Below are 19,680 nucleotides of genomic sequence, written 5' to 3'. Positions count from 1 at the left end.
TGTCCTACGACGCTAGCTCAATCACCGTTCTCGAAGGACTTGAGGCGGTCCGTAAGCGCCCCGGTATGTACATCGGCTCCACCGGCGAGCGCGGTCTCCATCACCTCGTCTACGAGGTCGTCGACAACTCCGTCGACGAGGCCTTGGCCGGGCACGCCGACCGGATCGAGGTCACCCTGCTCGCCGACAACGGCGTGCGGGTCGTCGACAACGGCCGTGGCATCCCGGTCGGCAACGTTCCCGGCGAGAACCGTCCCGCGGTCGAGGTCGTGCTGACCGTGCTGCATGCGGGCGGCAAGTTCGACGACAAGTCGTACGCGGTCTCCGGAGGACTGCACGGGGTGGGCGTCTCCGTCGTCAACGCGCTGTCCAGCAGGCTCGAGGTGGAGATCCGCCGCGACGGTCACCACTGGCGGCAGACCTACGTCGGCACCCGGCCCACCGCTCCTCTGGTCAAGGGCGAGGAGACCGACGAGACCGGCACCTCGATCACCTTCTGGGCCGACGAGACCATCTTCGAGACCACGACCTGGCACTTCGAGACTCTCGCGCGCCGCTTCCAGGAGATGGCCTTCCTCAACAAGGGCCTGACGATCTCCATCAGGGACGAGCGCCCCGAGTTCATCGACGACGACCCCAAAGAGGTCACCTACCACTACGAGGGTGGTCTGTCCGACTTCGTCAAGCACCTCAACTCCAAGAAGGAACCCGCCCACATCTCGGTGATCGACTTCGAGGAGCACGGAGAGGGCATCGCGGTCGAGATCGCGATGCAGTGGAACAACTCGTACAGCGAGTCGGTCTACACCTTCGCCAACACGATCAACACCGCGGAGGGCGGCACCCACGAGGAGGGCTTCCGCGCGGCGCTGACGTCCATCGTCAACCGCTACGCGCGCGAGCAGAAGTTCCTCAAGGAGGGCAAGGACGACAACCTCGCCGGTGAGGACATCCGCGAGGGTCTCACCGCGATCATCTCGGTGAAGCTGGCCGACCCGCAGTTCGAGGGTCAGACCAAGACCAAGCTGGGCAACACCGAGGCCAAGTCGTTCGTCCAGAAGGCCTGCAACGACCACCTGCGCGACTGGTTCGAGCGCAACCCCGGTGAGGCCAAGGACATCATCACGAAGTCCCTGCAGGCCTCACGCGCCCGCCTCGCGGCCCGCCAGGCCCGTGACCTGACCCGGCGCAAGTCGCTGCTGGAGTCGGGCTCCGGACTGCCGGGCAAGCTGGCCGACTGCCAGTGGAGCGATCCGGAGAAGTGCGAGTTGTACATCGTCGAGGGTGACTCGGCGGGCGGCTCGGCCAAGGGCGGCCGCGACTCCAAGTTCCAGGCGATCCTCCCGCTCCGCGGCAAGATCCTCAACGTGGAGAAGGCCCGGATCGACAAGGTCCTGCAGAACGCCGAGGTCCAGGCGCTGATCACCGCCATGGGCACGGGCGTGCACGACGAGTTCGACATCACCAAGCTCCGCTACCACAAGCTCATCCTGATGGCGGACGCCGACGTGGACGGCCAGCACATCACGACCCTGCTGCTGACCCTGCTGTTCCGCTTCATGCGGCCGCTGATCGAAGCGGGGCACGTCTACCTCTCCCAGCCACCGCTCTACAAGATCAAATGGGACAGGAGGGGCGACGACGCCTCCTACGCCTACTCCGACCGCGAGCGCGACGAGGTCATCAAGGCCGGTATCGCCGCGGGCAAGCCGGACCCCCGGCCCCGTGACAACGTGCAGCGATTCAAGGGGCTGGGCGAGATGAACGCCGCCCAGCTCTGGGATACGACCATGAACCCCGACACCCGCCTGCTCCTGCAGGTCACCCTCGACGACGCGGCCCAGGCCGACGAGCTGTTCAGCGTGCTCATGGGTGAGGACGTCGAGGCGCGCCGCTCCTTCATCATCAGGAACGCCCGGGACGTCCGTTTCCTCGACGTGTAGCGGTAGCCGTACCAGAAAAGGATCTTGACCTGTGACGGAAGTCAACACTCCGCCCGGCCCTCCGGTAGACCGCGTCGAACCGGTCGACATCCAGTCCGAGATGCAGCGCAGCTACATGGACTACGCGATGTCGGTCATCGTCTCGCGCGCGCTGCCGGACGTCCGCGACGGCATGAAGCCGGTGCATCGCCGGGTGCTTTACGCCATGTACGACGGCGGCTACCGCCCCGACCGCGGCTACTTCAAGTGCTCCCGCGTCGTCGGCGACGTCATGGGCTCCTACCACCCGCACGGCGACTCGTCGATCTATGCCACCGTCGTGCGGATGGCCCAGCACTGGGCGCTGCGCTACACGCTGGTCGACGGGCAGGGCAACTTCGGCTCGCCGGGCAACGACCCGCCCGCGGCGATGCGCTACACCGAGTGCAAGCTCGCGCCCATCGCGATGGAGATGCTGCGCGACATCGACAAGGACACCGTCGATCTCATCCCCAACTACGACGGGCGCTCCCAGGAGCCGACGGTCCTGCCCTCGCGCTTCCCCAACCTGCTGGTCAACGGGGCGGCGGGCATCGCGGTCGGCATGGCCACCAACATCCCGCCGCACAACCTGCGGGAGGTGGCCTCGGGCATCGTCTGGTCCCTGCAGAACCCCGAGGCGACGGACGAGGAACTCCTCGAAGCGCTGATCGCCCGGGTCAAGGGGCCCGACTTCCCCACCGGCGCGCTGATCGTCGGCCGTCGCGGCATCGACGACGCGTACCGGACCGGCCGCGGTTCGATCACCATGCGGGCGATCGTCGAGGTCGAGGAGGACGCCAAGGGGCGCCAGTGCCTGGTCGTCACCGAGCTGCCCTACCAGGTCAACCCGGACAACCTCGCGCTGACCATCGCCGAGTCGGTGAAGGACGGCCGGATCACCGGCATCGCCGACGTCCGAGACGAGAGTTCCTCGCGCGTCGGCCAGCGCCTGGTGATCGTGCTCAAGCGCGACGCGGTCGCCAAGGTCGTGCTGAACAACCTCTACAAGCACACCCAGCTGCAGACCACCTTCGGCGCCAACATGCTGGCCCTGGTCGACGGCGTGCCGCGCACGCTCAGGCTCGACCAGTTCGTCCGCCACTACGTGGCCCACCAGATCGAGGTCGTGGTCCGCCGGACCCGTTACCTGCTGCGCAAGGCCGAGGAGCGGGCGCACATCCTGCGCGCGCTGCTCAAGGCACTCGACCGGATGGACGAGGTCATCGCCCTGATCCGGCGGTCGCCCTCGGCGTCCGCGGCCCAGGGCGGTCTGATGGCGCTCCTGGAGATCGACGAGATCCAGGCGCAGGCCATCCTCGACATGCAGCTGCGCAAGCTGGCCGCTCTGGAGCGCCAGCAGATCACCGACGAGCACGACGCGCTGATGGTGCAGATCACCGAGTACCAGGCGATCCTCGCCTCGCCCGAGCGGCAGCGCACGATCGTCCAGGACGAGCTCTCCGAGCTCACGGCGCGGTACGGCGACGAGCGCAGGACCGAGATCATCGCCTACGAGGGCGACATGTCCATCGAGGACCTCCTCGCCGAGGAGGACATGGTCGTCACGATCACCCGCGGCGGCTACGCCAAGCGAACCAACACAGATCTTTACCGGGCGCAGAAGCGCGGTGGCAAGGGTGTGCGGGGTGCGCAGCTGCGCCAGGACGACATCGTCGATCACTTCTTTGTCACCACGACGCACCACTGGCTGCTGTTCTTCACGAACAAGGGCCGCGTCTACCGGGTCAAGGCGTACGAGCTCCCCGACTCCGGCCGCGACGCTCGCGGGCAGCACCTGGCGAACCTGCTGGCCATGCAGCCTGACGAGGTCGTCATGGAGGTGCTGGACCTGCGTGACTACGAGGTCGCCCCGTACCTCGTGCTGGCCACCCGCAGCGGCCTGGTGAAGAAGACGCGCCTGTCCGAGTACGACTCGCCGCGCACGGGTGGCCTCATTGCCATCAACCTGCGCGAAGATGACGAGGTGATCGCTGCCAGGCTCGTGTCGGAGGAGGACGACCTCCTTCTCGTCTCACGCGGCGCCCAGTCCATCCGCTTCACGGCCTCCGACGAGGCCATGCGCCCGATGGGCAGGGCGACCAGCGGTGTGATCGGCATGCGCTTCCTGGAGGGCGACGAGCTCCTGGCGATGAACCGGATCGCCGACGGCGACAACGTGCTCATCGCGACCGAGGGCGGATACGCCAAGCGCACCCCCGTGGATCAGTACCCGATCCAGGGAAGGGGCGGCAAGGGCGTCCTGACCGCCAAGATCGTCAGCGCCCGTGGCAAGCTGGTTGGCGCGGTCATGGTCAGGCCCGAGGACGAGGTTTTCGCGATCACGTCCGCCGGAGGGGTTATCCGGACGAGCGCCGGGGAGATCAAGCAGTCCGGCCGCCAGACGATGGGGGTTCGACTGATGAATCTCGCAGAGGGGGACAGCGTCGTGGCTCTGGCCCGCAACGCGGAGGCGTTGGAGACCGAGGAAAACACCGAGGTGCCGGTGGAGACCGAGGGGAACGGGGAAGGGAATAACCCGTGAGTTCTCAGGGCGAGCCAGGCTCGCGCCCCGCCTCCTCGTCGATGCGTGACCAGGTGACGGAGAAAATAGACAAGACCGCTGAAACGAAAGACGTCGAGGCGGCCTCGTCACCGGTTAACGGTAGCGCGCCCGCGCCGGAAACCGATGAATCGGTAGCCGACGACCCCAAGGGCAGGAAAAAAGTGACGACCACAGAGGATGGCAAGCAGGCCGAGACCACGGTGCGGATCCGTCCGGGATCCCCACCTCCGTCCACGCCACCGTTACAGTCATCCCCACCGCCTCCGCCGGCGGGACAGCAGAACCGTCCACCGGCGGGACAGCAGCCGTGGTCGCCCGGCAGCCTGTCGTCGCCCCAGACACCGCTGGACACGTCTGGCAGGAAGCCCTCGGACATCCCCGCTCCCAGGTCGCCCCGCAAGGCACACCTGGTGTTGCGCAGGGTCGAGCCGTGGTCGGCCATGAAGTTCAGCTTCGTGGTGTCACTGGTCTGCTTCGTGGTGCTGTTCATCGCGGTCGCGGTGCTCTACATGGTGCTGTCAGGGCTGGGAGTGTTCGACAACATCATCCAGACGGTCAACCAGCTGACGACCGCCGACGGCAAGGCCACCAGCGGCGTCGACGTCGCCTCCTGGTTCGAGCCGGTCCGCATCCTGGGCTACACCGCCCTGATCGGCGCGGTGAACGTCGTGCTGATCACCGCACTCTCCACCCTTGGCGCGGTGATCTACAACGTCGCCTCCGACCTGGTCGGCGGTGTGGAGGTCACTTTCAGTGAGGCCGAATAGCCGATCTTGAGCCATGTCCTCGCTCTTCCACGGTCGGGGACATGGCGCAAGTAGGTGCCGAAGCAGGGTAAGCTTTTCCCAGTTCGAACGGACGGGTTCGCCTCCGCGAAGCGGGTGCGAGGCCGTTTGTATGTGCTGAGGGGCTATAGCTCAGACGGTTAGAGCGCTTCCCTGATAAGGAAGAGGTCCCAGGTTCAAGTCCTGGTAGCCCCACCAGCGAAAACGCCCCGTAGCGATCATGCTCCGGGGCGTTTTGCTGCAACGGGTACTGCAACGGCCTCACTCGAACAGGCCGTTCACTCGTCTGAGGGCGTCCTGGCGGCTCTCGCCGTTTCAGCACGGCAAGATCAGTAGCCGATTCCCAGGCTGACAGCGTGGGGTCGATTCCCGTCACCCGCTCTCCTTCTTCAAGGCCCTGGCAGGACGGAATCACCTCCGGCACCATGAGCGGGGGCAGCCCTTACGAACTCGGGGTGAATCGAAGCCGCTATGGTTCAGGGCGAGGTGGACTCGTTCAGAGGGCTCACCGGTCGCGTGCCGCGATGGCCAAGGCGATAAAATCACGAAACCGTGCGAACTCCTCCTGGTTCATCTTCAGTCTCACCCCGCCTATGATCTGGTCGTCGCCCCGCCTGGCGCCGAGCCGAACCTTGAACCCATCGCCGTGCGGCTGGACATCCACCCCAAGAAACGCCACGTGGTAGCGGCTGAATCGCCCCGGTTTCGGTGGAGACTTTGATGTGCCCCGAGTGCTGTGGAGTCGGCTTGGATGACTCGGCAGGGGGGTTCCCCGCGCTTGACCAGGCGGTAGGCGGTGTTGCGGCTGAGGCCGAGGAGGCGGGCGGCGGCGCGGCCTCCCGGCGGTCGCGCGACTTGTCAGTATACGGGTGGGGGTATATGGACAACGCCTTTTTCGCCAGGAGGTTCCGGGCATCGGGCCCGCCCGGATCGCGAGCCCGGCGATTCGCGGGCCGACGGCAGAAGTGACGCATGGCAAGGCATCTACGACGGCCGGTAGCATTGAATGATTCGCCGGTAGACGGGAGTCGCACCTGATGCGTGGTCTGGGAGAGCTGGAGTCCACGATCATGGAGCGCCTTTGGTCGTATCACCGGCCGGCGTCGGTCAGGGAGGTGCTCGAAGATCTCCGTCGTGACCGGGACATCGCCTACACGACCGTCATGACGGTGATGGACAAGCTGCACAAGAAGGGCCTGCTCCGCAGGAAGCCGGTCGGCCGGGCGTATGTCTATGAGACGGTGGCCAGCAAGGAGGCCTACACCGCCGAGCTGATGCGCAGCAGTCTCGCCTCCAGTGGCAACCAGGCGGCCACGCTGGTGCACTTCCTGGAGCGGCTGACCCCCGAGGAGTCGACCGCGCTGGAGGCCGCGCTGAAGGTGTATCCGCCGGGGCGCCGCGCATGATGGCCGCCGCCGTCCTGGCTCTGTACGCCGTGGTCGCGGTGGTCGCGCTGCCCTACCTGCTGGGCCGGGGTGAATGGGCTGATCGCGCACCCCGCCTGGCGATCTCCGTCTGGCTGGCCGCCTGTGCCTCCGCGGTCGCCTCCGCGATCTTCTCGGCGTCGGCCGCCGCGATCCCGGCCGGCGTGATCGGCCATGGCCTGGCCGAGTTCTTCGAGGCATGCGCGGACATGCTCTCCGACGGCGCGTCCCTCACCTCCCCGGGCGCTCGCGTCGCCCTGCTCGGTGCCGGGCTGATCGCGGCCAGGATCACCTACTGCGGGGCGGCCATCCTGGTCAGAGCACGAAGGGAACGACGGCGGCACGCCGAGATGCTGAACATCCTCGGACACCATGACGGCGTGCTGGACGCGGTCGTGCTCGACCACGACGAGGCCGCCGCCTACTGCCTGCCCGGGCGCGACGGCAAGGCCGTCATAACCACCGCGGCCCTGCGATCCCTGGCTCCCGAACAGGTCGCCGCCGTTCTCGCCCACGAGCAGGCGCACCTGCGCGGGCGCCACCACCTCGCCCTGGCCGCCGCCGAAGCCTTCTGCAGGGCCTTCCCCCGTCTGCCGCTGTTCGCCCGAGCCCGCAGTGAGATCGCGCGGCTGATCGAGCTTCTCGCCGACGACATCGCGGCCCGCCGCCACCCGCGCATCCACATCGCCGCCGCACTGGTCCGGATCGCCACGGGACGGACACCCGCGTTCGCGCTGGGCGCGGGCGGCGAGACCGCCCTCACCCGGGTCCGGCGCATGCTCAGCCCGGCGGCCCCGCTCAGGCTCCGGGAACGTGTCGCGGGCCTCGCCGCGGTCGCCTTCCTCCTCGTCGGCCCCGCGACCGTGGCCGTGATTCCCGGGGCGCGCTCGTTCCTGGCCCACCACTGCCACGGCATCTCACTGTTCTAGCCACCAATAATCTACGATGGTAAGTAGTAGATTGAAGGCGGGGTGCTGCCACGGCCTCCATCGACCGGCGTTTCGCCTGCGTGCATAGGCTTCTCTTGGCAACCCATTAGCCATCTACTGACAGCATGCTCCGAATTGCTCGCCGGCCATTCCGCAGCGGCGACACCACGGCCCCTGATCGCTCTCGGAGGTCTGCTCGCGGCCGGTCTGATCTTCGTCCGGGTCGGGTACTGCACAGCAAGCGTGCTGTTTCTCGGCTGGCGCGGCCGTGCGCAGCATAGGAGTGCTGTTCTGCTCGTCGGCCGCCAGGATCGCGAGCTGGGTGTGCTTGTCGTCAGGCACGACGAACCCGCCGCCTACTGCGTACCCGGTCGTGGCGGTCTGATTGTGATCACCAGCGGTACTCTGGCGGCGCTGGGGCGCCGGCACGTGGCAGCCGTACTCGCCCACGAACGGGCACACCTCGCCGGTCGCCATCATCTGCTGCTGGCCTGCGCCCAAGCACTGGTTCACGCCTTCCCCTGGATACCTCTCTTTGCTCGCGCCAGCAGGGAGGTTCCCCGCCATGTGGAGTTACTGGCCGACGATGTGGCCGCTCGCGAGCATCCGCGGACCGTCATCGCAGCGGTCCTGATCGCCGTGGCCGGGGCGTCGACACCGATCGCAGCCATGGGAGCGGGCGGCGAGACCGCCCTGATCCGTATCAGGCGGCTGCTGTCACCCGCATCACCGGTGCTGTGCAGGCGCGAGAAAATACTCGGCGCTCTCGGCGTCGGCGGGCTGCTGGCTGGTCCTGCGGTTGTGCTCGTCCTGCCCTCCCTGATCGTCTTCCTGGCTACCTGCCCCGCACTCACCTGAGCAGGCATCGACGGCTGGTGAAACTACAACGGCTGTGCGCAATGTCTCCACCAGGAGGGAACTGTCCGGGCCCGTCCGCAGCACAGCGGGACGAGCAAAGGAATCTCTTTGAGCACTACTTCTGGTAAACGTGGCGAATGAACCACAACGCGGAAAGCCGGCGGTGTCCAGATGTAGATCATATCTGGACACCGCCGACCGACTCATGGCCTACAGTCGGTCGAGAAGCTCCTGCATCTGCTTGATCTCAGCCTGCTGAGCGGTCTCGATGGTCCTGGCGAGCTCTTTGGCCTTGGGATCGGCCCCGTCGGTCTGTTCGGTCTTGGCCATCATGATCGCCCCCTTGTGATGGGCGATCATGAGCTCGGCGAACATCCGGTCGAACTGCGCGCCCTTTGCCGCCTGGAGCTTGACCATGTCCTCCTCGGTCATCATGCCGGGCATGACATGCTCGCCGTGGCCCCCCTCCGGGGCGGGAGCCTTCCAGGTGGACAACCAGTCGGTCATGGTGGCGATCTCCGGCCCCTGCGCGGCCTTGATCTTCGCCGCCAGTTCCTTCACCTCCGGGTCGGAGGCCCGCGTCTCGGCCAGTTTGGCCATCTCCACGGCCTGCTCGTGATGCGGGATCATCATCTGCGCGAAGGTGACGTCGATGTCGTTGAAGGAGGCTTCCGGCTCCTGGCTTGCGGTAGTGGCGGGAGCGGGGGCACTGCTGGTCATGCCGGTGTGGCCGGTCATCGTGTCGTCACCGCCTCCGCAGGCGATGAGCAGCGCGAGAGCACCGGCTCCAGCCGTGGCGGTCAGTGCGAGCCTGCGAAGGGCGGATCGGTTGGCGAACATCTCCATGGTCTCTTTCCAGTCGGTCGTATCTGCGTGCCGATCGTCTGCGGGCGGATCTTTGATGCCGTCCGCGGAGGCGATCGGCCTATACGCGCAGAACCGAGAGACGCGCCAGACGTAGGGCCGTCCTCCGCGGGGGCGGGCGGGCGACGAGCAGCGTCGGAGAGGCGTCGGCCGATCGGGCCTGCGAGATCCGCCGCGTCCACAGGGACGCCATACCGATGAGGAGAAGGAGAAACGAGGTGAGTACGGCCAGGCAGACGGAGCTCGGATCAAGGGTCGGAGGAGTGTCATCACGCCCTGAGATCAGTTGCCCGGCCTGGGGCATCAGGGTGGGACGGAGCACGGTGTGTGCTTTCGGCACTCCATGATCAGCGGTAAAGGTATGTCCGAAGGCGGCAGGCGTGCCGTCATGCTCCCGCCGGTGGTCTAGGTGCCCCAGGGTGTGCATCCCGGCGACGCCCAGAATCAGAGCGATCAGAAGAAAGCGGCACGGCACCCGCAACGTGGACCGGCGGGCTGAGCCGTCCATCGTCCGCCCCCTCACGCTTGCGGTCTGACCTTCCAATCTTCCTACGATCTATAATCGTAGAACAGTCGGCGTGAACATGGGGCAGGAAGCCCCCGTGGGAGCGAACAGCCACGAGGCGCGCGACGTGAGCTCGCAATCCTGCCCGGCCATGGGCATGAGCGGCCGACGTGACGCAGTGGTCTTGGCATCTTGACCAGGACGTGAACGATAGGGGTGCTGCGAAGGAATCGCATGGTCAAGGCTCGCAGGGTAGAACGGCCGCCCGGCCGTCAGATCGAAAGCTGATGAATCACTGCACAAGCATTTACTATTAGCTATAGTAATTAGTGGCGGACAGGCCCCACCCCGCTGACCGCCGACGCCGCCGTCCGGGCCCGGACGGCGGCGGATCCTCGCACTCTTCGCATTGCTCGGCCTGGTCGAGTCGCTACCGGCACTGATCATCGCCTCCGCGCTCACCGGCTTCGCCGGCGCCCTGTCCAACCCTGCGGCGTTCAACCCTGCGGCCCGCGCCTACCTGGCTCAGGAGGCAGGCGACCGCAAAAAGGGTTACCGAGCCGAGAAGAACGACCACGACCAAGGTCGACACCGCCTCTCCTGGGGGGACGGCAGCCCGGAAGCAGAAGGCTCGCGCACCGATGAGGAGAAGCGTGACGGCTGCGTCCCGTGGGATTCGGCGTCCTAGCGTATTTCGAGCTCTGGTCTCGATGTTCATCGTTGTGATCATGTGTGTGGGCGTGGCCTCGGCAGGCCATACCGAGCCCAAGCCCACCGCCAAGGAACTCCGTAAGGAGCTGGCGGAGACGACGTGTTTCCGGTGTGTTCGCTCAGCCCAGCGTGGCGAGCAGCTCGCGGCAGTGGTTATGACGACTTGAAACGGCCACATTTGGGCGGCTTGGCTGCTAAAGGTAGTCGCAACACCTGACCCCAAGGCCAACTGGATCCACCTCATGAGTCGCATGGCCATTGCCATCGGAGGGGACATCGGCGGTTTCGCGTTGCACCGGGCTGATCCGCTCGCCATGCCGAATGACAGACTGGCTGAAGGCGTGGTGCGCGCAGATCACCGGGTCATCCAGGTGAGCCCCGGTGCCGGGGCCGTCGAACGCCACGGACAGCGCCAGGGTGTCCGGCGGTCCGTCCTCTCTTCCGAGATGCCAAGGCGCGTGGAGCCCTCGCGTCGACTCCACGAAAACGGGGCCGCAGAAAAGGCCTTTCTACTACTCTTCGTAGTTATAGTCATCCTCCTGAAGGTATCGCGTACCCGGGCAGCTGGGCGCGCCTCACGCGAGGCCCGAGAGCAGGCTCTTAGCGGCCGATTCACTGTGGAGATCGCTACAGATGGTTCCGCCTCCCCGGCTGGGCGCCACTGTCTGCTGCCCTGTCTAAGCATGGAAATACGGAGTAAAGGGTGAATAGCCTGTGCTACTTCTGTAGCATTTCGCCCGACATCTGGACAAGGGAAGGCGTCACACAGTGGCCGTTGCAGGCATGCCGGTGCGAGTCGGACGGATACCTGTGGCGGCGGGACTCGTGATCGCCGTCCTGCTGTCGCCTCTCGACGGAGCGGTCGCAGAGCCACGGCCCACCATCCCCCAGGCCAGGGCGAAACTCGCGAAGCTCAATGACCAGGCCGGCAAGGTCGTCGACCGCTACAACCTGGCCAACGAGCGCTGGAAGAAGGCCAAGAAGCACTACGACGAGCTGAACAAGGTCTACGACCGGCAGCGGGAGTCAGTTGATGCCCTGCGCCGCAACCTCGTCACAGTGGCCGTCAGCACCTACCAGGCCGGCGGGCTGAGCGGCGGAGCGGGGCTCATCTCCAGCGCCGACCCTCGGGCGCTCCTGAGTGGTATGGCCGCGGTCGACCAGATATCGGCCGGGCACGCGGAGTCGCTCCGTGCATTCGACACCGCCGCCCAAACCCTCAAACTGCAGCACGGCAAAGCCAAGGACGCGCTGACCGAGGCGGACAAGGCACGAGACACGCTGGCCAAGGAAAAGACCAAGACCAAGCGCCTGATCGCCGAGCAGACGAAACTGCTGCGCAGGCTCGGCGCCTTCCGGGCCGGCGACCCCAACAGCACCGGTGTCACGTACAACGGCTCGGCCTCCGGAAACGCGAGGACCGCTCTGCAGTTCGCCTACGCGCAGATCGGCAAGCCGTACCAGTGGGGCGGGGAGGGGCCGGGATCGTACGACTGTTCCGGTCTGACGCAAACCGCCTGGCGCAACGCCGGAGTCAGCATCCCCCGCACCACGTGGGAACAGTGGAGCTGGGGGGCCGGCAGGCGAGTGCCACTCGATTTGAACCAGTTGCAGCCCGGTGACCTGCTTTTCAGCAAGGGCCTGGGCCACATGGGCATGTACGCGGGCAACGGCAAGATGGTGCACGCCCCGAGGACCGGCGACATCATCAAAGTGGTCGATCTCGACGACTACTGGTGGGGCCGCCTCCTCGGCGCCGTCCGCCCCTGACGCCGGTCACAACGATGCCGGACCCACTCCGGTCTCCTCGATCGGGCCGCGCGCGAACGGGAACCGGCGCGAGAAGATGTTCGATACGCGGAGCCCGGACGTCTTTCCAGCGGTCAACAGGCCGTAGCAGGGGAGAACCGCAGCCGGACGGCTGTCTTTGAACGTCCGTGGGTACGGGTCTCGTCCGTCACGCGGGGAGTTTCACCACTGACCGGGTTCGCTCGGTCGAGGCCCGAGCAGGATCGCTGCGTCTACGGCTGCGATACCGTGCGCCGCTCGTGCAACTTACGCTGCCCGTACCGGGTCATGCCCCGCGGCTTGTACACCGCCAGCACTGTGGCCACGAGTAACAGCAGCAGGGCGGCACCGGCATGGAGCACGACGGATGGGGTGCGCAGTACGCCGAGATCGGCAGTGGAGGATGTCGTCTCTGCTGCTACGCCTGCCAGGCGGCCAAGCGTCTGCGTGTACAGCAACAACACGACGGTGGCGAGAACGGTTACCAGGAGTTTTACCAGCACCCAATAGTGCCGGAACAAGCCCCAGGTAGTGCCAAGGGACTGGACAAGCCCCGTTAGCAACGAAGTAAGGGCCAGCGGGACGAGGACGGACCGGACGCAGTTCGACGGCTCGTCATGGTGACCCTGGCTGGGGTACGTCCCCCGACGCGTTCCGATCGGGTGTGAGCGGGATGCGTCCGGCCTCCGCCGTAGGCTAGGACAGTTCTGGTATTTAACGCTGGAACGCCGCGTAGGAGCCGCCGGCTGCTACGTGTTCACGCTTGCCCAGTCCAGCAGTCTCCCGGCGGTCTCGAACCTCCGGCTGGAGACGGCTTCGCCGAGGATCACGCCGACCAGCTGGTGACCGTTGCGGTCAGCGGCAAAGGTCAGGGAGTAGCCCGCGGCGCGTGTATAACCGGTCTTCATGCCGAGCACGCCCGGCGTGCCGAGCAGCTTGTTGGTGTTGCTCCAGGTGTAGGCGCCGTGGTCCGCCGTCTCGGCGACGACGTGGCTCTGACTGGAGGTGACGGTCTTCAACATCGGGTTACGCAGTGCCGCCTTGGCAAGCCGCGCCTGGTCCTGCGCGGTGGAGTAGCCTTCGCCGTTCGGCGTGGGCAGCCCGTCGGCGTTGAGGTACATGGTGTCGCGCATCCCGAGCTCGCGCGCGGTCGCGTTCATCTCTGCCGTGAACCCGGTGATCCCGGGGCCGTAGGTGCGGGCCAGCGCGTGGGCGGCATCCGCGCCCGAGGGAAGCATGAGACCGTACAGCAGGTCCTCGACGGTGAGCCGGTCGCCGGCGCGCAGGTACGCGCTGGTGCCGCCGCCGTCCTGCGCGTAGCGCACGTCGTCCGATGTGATCTCGACCGTGTCGGTCGGCTTTGCTTTCTTGAGCACGATGTAGGCGGTCATCACCTTGGTCAGGCTGGCCACCGGCATGCGCTGGGCGGCCTGTTTGCTGAGGTGAACCTTGCCCGTCGAGGCGTCGACCAGGTAGGCCGCGCGTCCAAGCACCGCCGGCGCGACATCGGAGGGGTTGGTGTGGGCGGGGACTACCTGCTGGCGCGCCGGCTGGGCATAGGCCGGTACCGCGAATCCTGTTGCCATGGCCAACAGGGCGGCACCGACCGTAAGGCGGATTTTCCCGTTGCTATGCATGCCGCTCAGGTTGCCATGGAATTTGAGGTGCTCTTGACGATATAGGAGTCATTAAATGGCAAAAAATGCGGATTCCTCGCCCTGTAAGGGTGATTTATCAGGTAAAGATTCCCGGCTGTCCTCCTTGTGGATTCGAGGGGAATAAAATGGCGGGGAAGTTTGTCGCCGTCGCAGACCTCACTCTGGTAACTCTAAAGATCTCCCGCACGTCTGGTGAACCACCCCAGGTTCTGCAGTGCCCTGACCTGGAGATGGGAGCGCCCGCCGCCTTCACGCCGGCAGGTAACCAGAGAACTCGGCCGAATACGATCCCGGGGCGGAGGCGAATGTGCTCGGCATCACGGGGGCGAAGGTCCGCACCCACTCGGCCACCGCCGACGTCTCCTCCACCCACTGCTGCATCTCGGCCCGCAGTTGCTCGGGCGCGCGTTCATCGGCTCCGGGGGCGGAGGCGGGTTCTCCACGGCGCCGGACCTGGTTCGCTTCGCACTCGCGTTGCAAGGTGGCAGGCTGCTCGACCGCGCCTACACCGAGCTGTACCTGGGCGGGAAGGTCCCGGTGCCCCCGCGTTCGAAAGCCTGGACACCGCGGCGCTGGTCGGCTGGCCGGTGGCCGAGGCCAGGCTGGGCTTCGACAGCCGCCCGACCGTCGTCTACACCCGCTCGCGGGACGCGCAGGTGGAGGCGGTGGCTCAGGTGCTCGGCGCCACCGCCAACCCGGAGGCCCCCAACGAGGTCGACGTGTCGCGCCCCTCCGACGCGCTGGCCGCCAAGCAGGCCGCCGACGCGGCCTTCACCGGGCTGCTGCTCGGCGTGGGTGGTGTGGCGCTGCTGGTCGGCGGGGTCGGGGTGGCCAACACCATGGTCATCTCGGTGCTGGAACGGCGCGGCGAGATCGGCCTGCGCCGTTCCCTGGGGGCGACCAAGGGGCAGATCCGCACTCAGTTCCTCGCCGAGTCACTGCTGCTGTCGGCACTGGGCGGGATCGCGGGCGCGCTGCTGGGCGTGGCGGTCACGGCGGGGTACGTCACCTCGGTGTCGTGGCCCGTGGTGATCCCGGCGTGGGCGGTGCTCGGCGGGATGGGCGCCACGCTGGCCATCGGCGCGCTGGCCGGCCTGTACCCGGCGATCCGCGCCTCCCGTCTGTCGCCCACCGAGGCGCTGACGTAGCCATAGCCGGCGCTCGACTACGACGGGGAGACCGACCTGTGGCCGCCGTCGAGCAGCGGGGAAGAGCCTCATGGAGATCGTCGGGGCCCCGGAAGTGAACGGCCGTCATCCCCGGCTTCCGAGCGGCCTCGACGTTCTCCAGCCGGTCGTCGGTGAACAGGCAAGCGCCGAGTTCGAGGTGGCCACCAACGCCGACAGCGCCGCGTGCGGATACAACTTCGTCACCGGGTCGCGGTACCTGGTGTTCGCCGCCACGGGTAAGTCGGGCCTGCTCACGGTCGATCCGGGCGTGGCACTGAACACCTCGCTCTGCGCCGGGAACCTGCTGGTCAGCCCAGGTGATGCCGCGCTGCGCGCCGGGGACGGCCTGCCGGGCGGGGAGCCGCTCACCGCGGAACTCATCACCGCTCTCGGTACGGCGACCCCACCCCCGGCGGCCCCGACTCCGACGGCCGTCGCCACTTCTTCACCGGACGCCTCCGGCAGCGGTGGCGGCCGGCCGATCCCGATCTGGATCTACGCGGGGGTGGCCGTGACGGGCGTCGGCCTCACCTTCACCGGGTGGCGATTCTCCCGGCGGCGCGGACGGAGCAGGCGCCTGCCGGACTAGGCGTACCGACCGGGCGGGCCGGTTCTAGGCCGGTGACAGTCCGGGCGGGCCGGTTCTAGGCCGGTGACAGTTCCGCCATCCGCGACCAGCCCTCGCCGGGCACCTCGACGTTGATGATCTCCGGTGTCTTCGTGATCAATCCGGGCATCCAGGCCATGGCGGTTCTGAAGTGCTCCGAACTCACGTGCGCCTCACCCGCGGCGGGCGAGGCGAAGGCCTCCAGCAGGACGAACTGGCCGGGCACCTCGACACTCCTGGACCATTCGAAGAAGACGTTCCCCGGCTCCCTGCGGGTGGCCTGGGTGAAGTCGTCGACGAGCGAGAGCCACTCCTCGGCCCGCTCGGGGCGGACTGTGAACTTGACGGCGATGAAGATCATGAGTTGTCCCCTGTTGAGAATCGAGACGAGTGTTCCTCGCCCGCGGGCATGGCGTGGGGCAGGTGTGCGGCGCCATGGTCAAGATAGGCGAGCGGATGCCGGGGCGGAGGAACCCACCCGCCGTGAGCCCGCCTCGGTCGCGTACCGCATGCGCGGGTCCTGACAGGGAAGATCAGCACATGACGGGCGACGACGACCTGGCCAGGGAATCTCGCCGTTCCGGACGCCGCCCCCGTACTGCACGCCTCATCAGGGGGGCCGGTGAGGATCGGGATGTGGAGCCGGTGACCACGCGTCACCCCTGCCTGACGAGAAGGTGGCGCGGGCCACGCAGGACCGCGCTCTGCCGGTACGGGGGCGGGTCGGCGACGAGCCGGGGATTCCTCAGGTGGCGTACGAGCCCGTTCAGCGCGATCTGCGCCTCCAGCCGGGCCAGGGGGGCGCCGAAGCACAGGTGGATACCGCTGCCGAAACCGAGGTGCCGGTTGTCCTGCCGGTCGGGGTCGAACCGGTCGGGATCGCGGAAGTACGCGGGGTCGCGGTTGCCGGAGGCGAGCATGAGCGTGATCTGCGAGCCCTTCGGAATGGTGACGCCCGCGACGGTGAGATCGCTGTAGGCGGCCCGCCAGGGGATGATGTGCACCGGAGGTTCGTAGCGCAGCAACTCCTCGACCGTCCGGACGATCATTTCGGGCTCGCGGCGCAGGCGCTCCAGCACATCGGGGTGGCGCAGCAGGGTCAGCACGCCGTTGGTGATCAGGTTGACCGTCGTCTCGTGACCCGCGATGAGCAGCAGGTTGGCGGTGCTGATGATCTCCTCGTCCGTCATGCGCCCGTCGGGGCCTTCGTCGCCCGCCAGCCGCGACAGCAGGTCGTCGCCCGGCGGCCGGCCGCGGCGGCTCTCCAGGAGTTCGGCGAGATAGTGCCTGAGGTCCTTGCGGGCCTGTACGCCCTCCCCCAGGCGTTCCTGAGGGTCCGTCGCGGGGTTGAAGTCGAGCAGCGCGACGATCGCCTCGACCCATCGGTGGAATCGCGGCTCGTCCTCGCGGGGCACGCCGAGCAGGTGGCAGATCACGGTGACCGGGAAGGGATAGGCGAAGTCGTCCACGATGTCGATCTGGTCCCTGCCCGCCAGGTTCTCGATCAGGCCCGTGACGATGGCGGTCAGGTCGGGCCGCATGTCGTCTATCAGCGTGGGCGAGTGCGGGGGGCCGAAGTGCCGCATCGCCATGCGGCGCAGCCGGTCGTGCCGTGGCGGGTCGAGGCCGATGAACGCCGGTGGGTCTCCGCGCTCGGCGAGTGCGGGCCCCGGGTTTTCGAGGCTGTGCGCGTCGGAGCTGAGGTGCGGGTCGTGCAGCAACGTGCTGATCTCCCGGTAGGTGCTGACGACGTAGTCGCCGTCCTCCTGCCGGGCCACCGGAGTCCTGCGCAACTCCGCGTAGAGCGGGTACGGGTCGGCCCGGCTGGAGTAGTCGAGGATCCGCTGGAGAGTGCTGGGCGCCTGAGCGACTGTCATGACCGCTTCTCCTAAGGTTTGCCCGGGTTCAACTAAGGTTTGCCCGGGTTCAACGGCCCGGCCGTGCGAACGCCACGCGCCGCTCGCTCGGCTCGTGGCCGGTGACCATGACCGTGGCTCCGTGGGTGATGATGAGGGGATCCGGGAAGCGTGCGGGGACCGGCTTCATGTCGGCGGGCTGGTCGGGGGTGGGGCAGGAGGGCGGGAAGGGAGCCGCCGTCTCGATCAGCTGCCGGTAGTGGTCGAGCCATTTGGCGTTGTCGAAGCTGACGGCCGCGATGACCCTGCCGCGGTACCCGTAGGCCGCGACAAACCGGCGCTCCTCCACCGCCCCCTGGGTGACGGTGATCTCGTCTGCCATGATCGGAACACCGACGGACTTGATGTTGACGCCGAACTGCATGGACCAGAACGTCGGCATGGACAGGTGCGGCCAGCGGTCGGTCGGAGGGCTGACCATGTTGTGCGCCGCGACCTGGGCCTGCTCCACCGCGTTGGCCCAGTGCTCCAGCGACAGGAACCGGTACTCGTAGACCGGGTGCGGGCAGCGTGCCACGTCCCCGGCGACGAAGACGTCATCGGTGACCAGGCCGTTGATGTCGAACGCCCGGCACCCCGAGTCGCAGGCCACCCCCCAGCGGCCGGCGGCCAGCCCCGAGTCCCCCAGCCACTCGGTGTTGCGCACACCACCGAGCGCGACCACCACCACGTCGGCGTCGATCGTCTCTCCATCGGAGAAGTGCGCGCGGCGTACCCGCCCGTCGCCCTCCAACCGGGTGACCCTGACACCGCAGCGCAGGTCGACGCCGTGAGCACGCTGAAGGTCCGCGGCGATCGAGCCGATCATGCTGCCGAGTGCTCCAACCAGCGGGGCCTCGGCGACCTCGGCGACGGTCACCGGTATGCCGCGCTCGCGGCAGACGGAGGCGATCTCGGAACCGGCGAATCCGGCCCCGATGACGAGCACCCGGCCGGGCCCGGCGTCCAGCCGCTCCCGCAGGCGACCGGAGTCGTCGCGGGTGCGGACCACGAACACACCGTCCAGTGCGGCCTCGGCCTCGTCGGGCCAGGACCTGGCACGTACACCGGTGGTGATCAGCAACCTGTCGTAGGGAACCTCCCGTCCGTCCGCGAGCCGCACCCGCTTGCAGGCGAGGTCCAGCCCCGAGGCGGCCACGCCGAGCAGCCACTCCGCGCCGATCTCGCGGCGCCGGGGCAGCGCGGTGCCGTCCGCGGGTACCCAGCCGGTCAGGACCTGCTTGGAGAGCGGAGGCCGGTCGTAGGGCTCGCATGCCTCGTCTCCGATGAGGGTCAGTGACCCGGTGAAGCCCTCGTCGCGCAGCGCCTCCGCGGCTCTCAGCCCCGCGAGAGAGGCGCCGACGATCACGATATGGCCGTCGCGCCTGAACGCCTCCAGGCTCCGCTCGCTGCTCATGACGGTTCCGGTGTCTCGACGAGGATCGCCTGGACCGGGCAGGCGGCGGCCGCACGCAGGACCTGGTCCCGCTGCGCGTCGTCGGGGCTGGAGTGGAAGGCGAGTGCCTCCTCACCCTGCATCCGGAACGCGTCCGGAGCCAGGAAGGCACACTGCGCATACCCCTGGCAGCGCGCCAGGTCGACGACAACCCTCATGATGACCATCCCTTCCGAGCCCGAGCACGGTCGAATAAGGCGTGAGGGGAGCCGGGGCGGTGGCGGACGGTTGCCGGCGGGCCGGACCCACCGCGAACCCGGCCCCGGAGCGACGTCGCGGCGCGTCCTCACGTGCTGTCGGCGGCTGCCCCGGTTACGGGGAGAACGCCCCGGAAGCGGTCACGGAAAACAGTGGGTGATCTCGCTAGATAACTCGCTGAACTGGCTAAACGAGCGTATCGCGGACATGGGGCTGGAACGTCGCCCTTCTGTCAGCGGGTGGTCAAGGATTGCGTACGAGTGGTCCCCTCCGGTTCGGCGAGGACCTCTGGAACCCGTGAGTTCC

At 67.4% G+C, this 19,680-nt stretch carries 18 protein-coding genes and 1 tRNA gene; 11 read left to right on the top strand and 8 right to left on the bottom strand.

Annotation, left to right across the window (positions count from 1 at the left end; genetic code table 11):
• Positions 1-20: 20 nt before the first annotated feature.
• The 7 genes from gyrB (at position 21) to OIE13_RS30685 (ending at position 8,523) form a co-directional block, all read left to right on the top strand.
• Entirely contained in the window at positions 21-1,943 is a 1,923-nt protein-coding gene (gene gyrB, locus OIE13_RS30715) for a DNA topoisomerase (ATP-hydrolyzing) subunit B (protein WP_442811728.1), read from the top strand.
• A 31-nt stretch (positions 1,944-1,974) separates the two neighbouring features.
• Positions 1,975-4,506 (top strand): DNA gyrase subunit A, encoded by a 2,532-nt coding sequence (gene gyrA / locus OIE13_RS30710; RefSeq protein WP_326646232.1) that lies wholly within the window; start codon positions 1,975-1,977, stop codon positions 4,504-4,506.
• Positions 4,507-4,688: 182 nt separating this feature from the next.
• Positions 4,689-5,294, top strand: coding sequence for a DUF3566 domain-containing protein (locus tag OIE13_RS30705; protein WP_326646233.1), 606 nt, complete (start codon positions 4,689-4,691; stop codon positions 5,292-5,294).
• Between the two features lie 139 nt (positions 5,295-5,433).
• A tRNA-Ile gene (locus OIE13_RS30700) sits at positions 5,434-5,510 on the top strand.
• 839 nt (positions 5,511-6,349) lie between these two features.
• Positions 6,350-6,718: a BlaI/MecI/CopY family transcriptional regulator gene (locus tag OIE13_RS30695; RefSeq protein WP_326646234.1), complete on the top strand. Its 369-nt coding sequence runs from the start codon at positions 6,350-6,352 to the stop codon at positions 6,716-6,718.
• On the top strand, positions 6,715-7,665 hold the full coding sequence (locus OIE13_RS30690) for a M56 family metallopeptidase (RefSeq protein ID WP_326646235.1): 951 nt from the start codon (positions 6,715-6,717) through the stop codon (positions 7,663-7,665). Before OIE13_RS30695 ends, OIE13_RS30690 begins: the two co-directional genes overlap by 4 nt.
• 135 nt (positions 7,666-7,800) lie before the next feature.
• A complete protein-coding gene (locus OIE13_RS30685) occupies positions 7,801-8,523 on the top strand; it encodes a M56 family metallopeptidase (RefSeq protein ID WP_326646236.1) in 723 nt (240 codons plus the stop codon).
• A gap of 210 nt (positions 8,524-8,733) precedes the next feature.
• Here the strand turns inward: OIE13_RS30685 and OIE13_RS30680 are convergent, their stop codons facing one another.
• A complete protein-coding gene (locus tag OIE13_RS30680) occupies positions 8,734-9,363 on the bottom strand; it encodes a DUF305 domain-containing protein (RefSeq protein WP_326646237.1) in 630 nt (209 codons plus the stop codon).
• A gap of 938 nt (positions 9,364-10,301) precedes the next feature.
• Between OIE13_RS30680 and OIE13_RS30675 the strand changes: the two genes are divergently transcribed.
• Both OIE13_RS30675 and OIE13_RS30670 read left to right on the top strand, forming a co-directional pair.
• A complete protein-coding gene (locus tag OIE13_RS30675) occupies positions 10,302-10,580 on the top strand; it encodes a hypothetical protein (RefSeq protein WP_326646238.1) in 279 nt (92 codons plus the stop codon).
• Positions 10,581-11,386: 806 nt separating this feature from the next.
• On the top strand, positions 11,387-12,373 hold the full coding sequence (locus OIE13_RS30670) for a C40 family peptidase (RefSeq protein ID WP_326829078.1): 987 nt from the start codon (positions 11,387-11,389) through the stop codon (positions 12,371-12,373).
• Positions 12,374-12,624: 251 nt separating this feature from the next.
• Here OIE13_RS30670 and OIE13_RS30665 read toward each other — a convergent pair whose 3' ends face one another.
• The 3 genes from OIE13_RS30665 to OIE13_RS30655 all read right to left on the bottom strand — a co-directional run bounded on the left by OIE13_RS30665 (position 12,625) and on the right by OIE13_RS30655 (position 14,529).
• Positions 12,625-12,912 carry a hypothetical protein gene (locus OIE13_RS30665; RefSeq protein ID WP_326646240.1) on the bottom strand — a complete coding sequence of 96 codons (288 nt, stop codon included), beginning with the start codon at positions 12,910-12,912 and terminating at the stop codon, positions 12,625-12,627.
• Positions 12,913-13,140: 228 nt separating this feature from the next.
• Positions 13,141-13,977 (bottom strand): D-alanyl-D-alanine carboxypeptidase family protein, encoded by an 837-nt coding sequence (locus tag OIE13_RS30660; RefSeq protein ID WP_326829077.1) that lies wholly within the window; start codon positions 13,975-13,977, stop codon positions 13,141-13,143.
• Positions 13,978-14,298: 321 nt separating this feature from the next.
• The gene (locus OIE13_RS30655; RefSeq protein WP_326646242.1) at positions 14,299-14,529 is read right to left on the bottom strand and encodes a hypothetical protein; all 231 of its coding nucleotides are present in this window, start codon (positions 14,527-14,529) and stop codon (positions 14,299-14,301) included.
• Between the two features lie 107 nt (positions 14,530-14,636).
• Here OIE13_RS30655 and OIE13_RS30650 point away from each other — a divergent pair, with 107 nt between their 5' ends.
• Together OIE13_RS30650 and OIE13_RS30645 are read left to right on the top strand one after the other, a co-directional pair.
• On the top strand, positions 14,637-15,197 hold the full coding sequence (locus OIE13_RS30650) for an ABC transporter permease (RefSeq protein WP_326646243.1): 561 nt from the start codon (positions 14,637-14,639) through the stop codon (positions 15,195-15,197).
• A gap of 70 nt (positions 15,198-15,267) precedes the next feature.
• A complete protein-coding gene (locus OIE13_RS30645) occupies positions 15,268-15,807 on the top strand; it encodes a hypothetical protein (RefSeq protein WP_326646244.1) in 540 nt (179 codons plus the stop codon).
• Between the two features lie 55 nt (positions 15,808-15,862).
• Here OIE13_RS30645 and OIE13_RS30640 read toward each other — a convergent pair whose 3' ends face one another.
• From OIE13_RS30640 to OIE13_RS30625, 4 genes are all read right to left on the bottom strand, one after another.
• Positions 15,863-16,186: a putative quinol monooxygenase gene (locus OIE13_RS30640; protein ID WP_326646245.1), complete on the bottom strand. Its 324-nt coding sequence runs from the start codon at positions 16,184-16,186 to the stop codon at positions 15,863-15,865.
• A gap of 295 nt (positions 16,187-16,481) precedes the next feature.
• Positions 16,482-17,702 carry a cytochrome P450 gene (locus OIE13_RS30635; RefSeq protein WP_326646246.1) on the bottom strand — a complete coding sequence of 407 codons (1,221 nt, stop codon included), beginning with the start codon at positions 17,700-17,702 and terminating at the stop codon, positions 16,482-16,484.
• Between the two features lie 49 nt (positions 17,703-17,751).
• Positions 17,752-19,137: an NAD(P)/FAD-dependent oxidoreductase gene (locus OIE13_RS30630; protein ID WP_326829076.1), complete on the bottom strand. Its 1,386-nt coding sequence runs from the start codon at positions 19,135-19,137 to the stop codon at positions 17,752-17,754.
• Complete coding sequence (locus OIE13_RS30625) at positions 19,134-19,334, bottom strand: ferredoxin (protein WP_326829075.1); 201 nt, start codon at positions 19,332-19,334, stop codon at positions 19,134-19,136. The genes OIE13_RS30630 and OIE13_RS30625 overlap by 4 nt, the downstream gene beginning before the upstream one ends.
• Between the last annotated feature and the right edge of the window lie 346 nt (positions 19,335-19,680).

The organism is Streptosporangium sp. NBC_01810, assembly GCF_035917355.1.
Taxonomy (GTDB): domain Bacteria; phylum Actinomycetota; class Actinomycetes; order Streptosporangiales; family Streptosporangiaceae; genus Streptosporangium.
This window is presented reverse-complemented; position numbering and strand designations above follow the sequence as displayed.

Coding starts and splice junctions, on each gene's coding strand:
- OIE13_RS30695 (WP_326646234.1), top strand. CDS start 6,350: ATGCGTGGTCTGGGAGAGCTGGAGTCCACGATCATGGAGCGCCTTTGG.
- OIE13_RS30690 (WP_326646235.1), top strand. CDS start 6,715: ATGATGGCCGCCGCCGTCCTGGCTCTGTACGCCGTGGTCGCGGTGGTC.
- OIE13_RS30680 (WP_326646237.1), bottom strand. CDS start 9,363: ATGTTCGCCAACCGATCCGCCCTTCGCAGGCTCGCACTGACCGCCACG.
- OIE13_RS30670 (WP_326829078.1), top strand. CDS start 11,387: ATGCCGGTGCGAGTCGGACGGATACCTGTGGCGGCGGGACTCGTGATC.
- OIE13_RS30660 (WP_326829077.1), bottom strand. CDS start 13,977: ATGGCAACAGGATTCGCGGTACCGGCCTATGCCCAGCCGGCGCGCCAG.
- OIE13_RS30645 (WP_326646244.1), top strand. CDS start 15,268: ATGGAGATCGTCGGGGCCCCGGAAGTGAACGGCCGTCATCCCCGGCTT.
- OIE13_RS30640 (WP_326646245.1), bottom strand. CDS start 16,186: ATGATCTTCATCGCCGTCAAGTTCACAGTCCGCCCCGAGCGGGCCGAG.
- OIE13_RS30635 (WP_326646246.1), bottom strand. CDS start 17,702: ATGACAGTCGCTCAGGCGCCCAGCACTCTCCAGCGGATCCTCGACTAC.
- OIE13_RS30630 (WP_326829076.1), bottom strand. CDS start 19,137: ATGAGCAGCGAGCGGAGCCTGGAGGCGTTCAGGCGCGACGGCCATATC.
- OIE13_RS30625 (WP_326829075.1), bottom strand. CDS start 19,334: ATGAGGGTTGTCGTCGACCTGGCGCGCTGCCAGGGGTATGCGCAGTGT.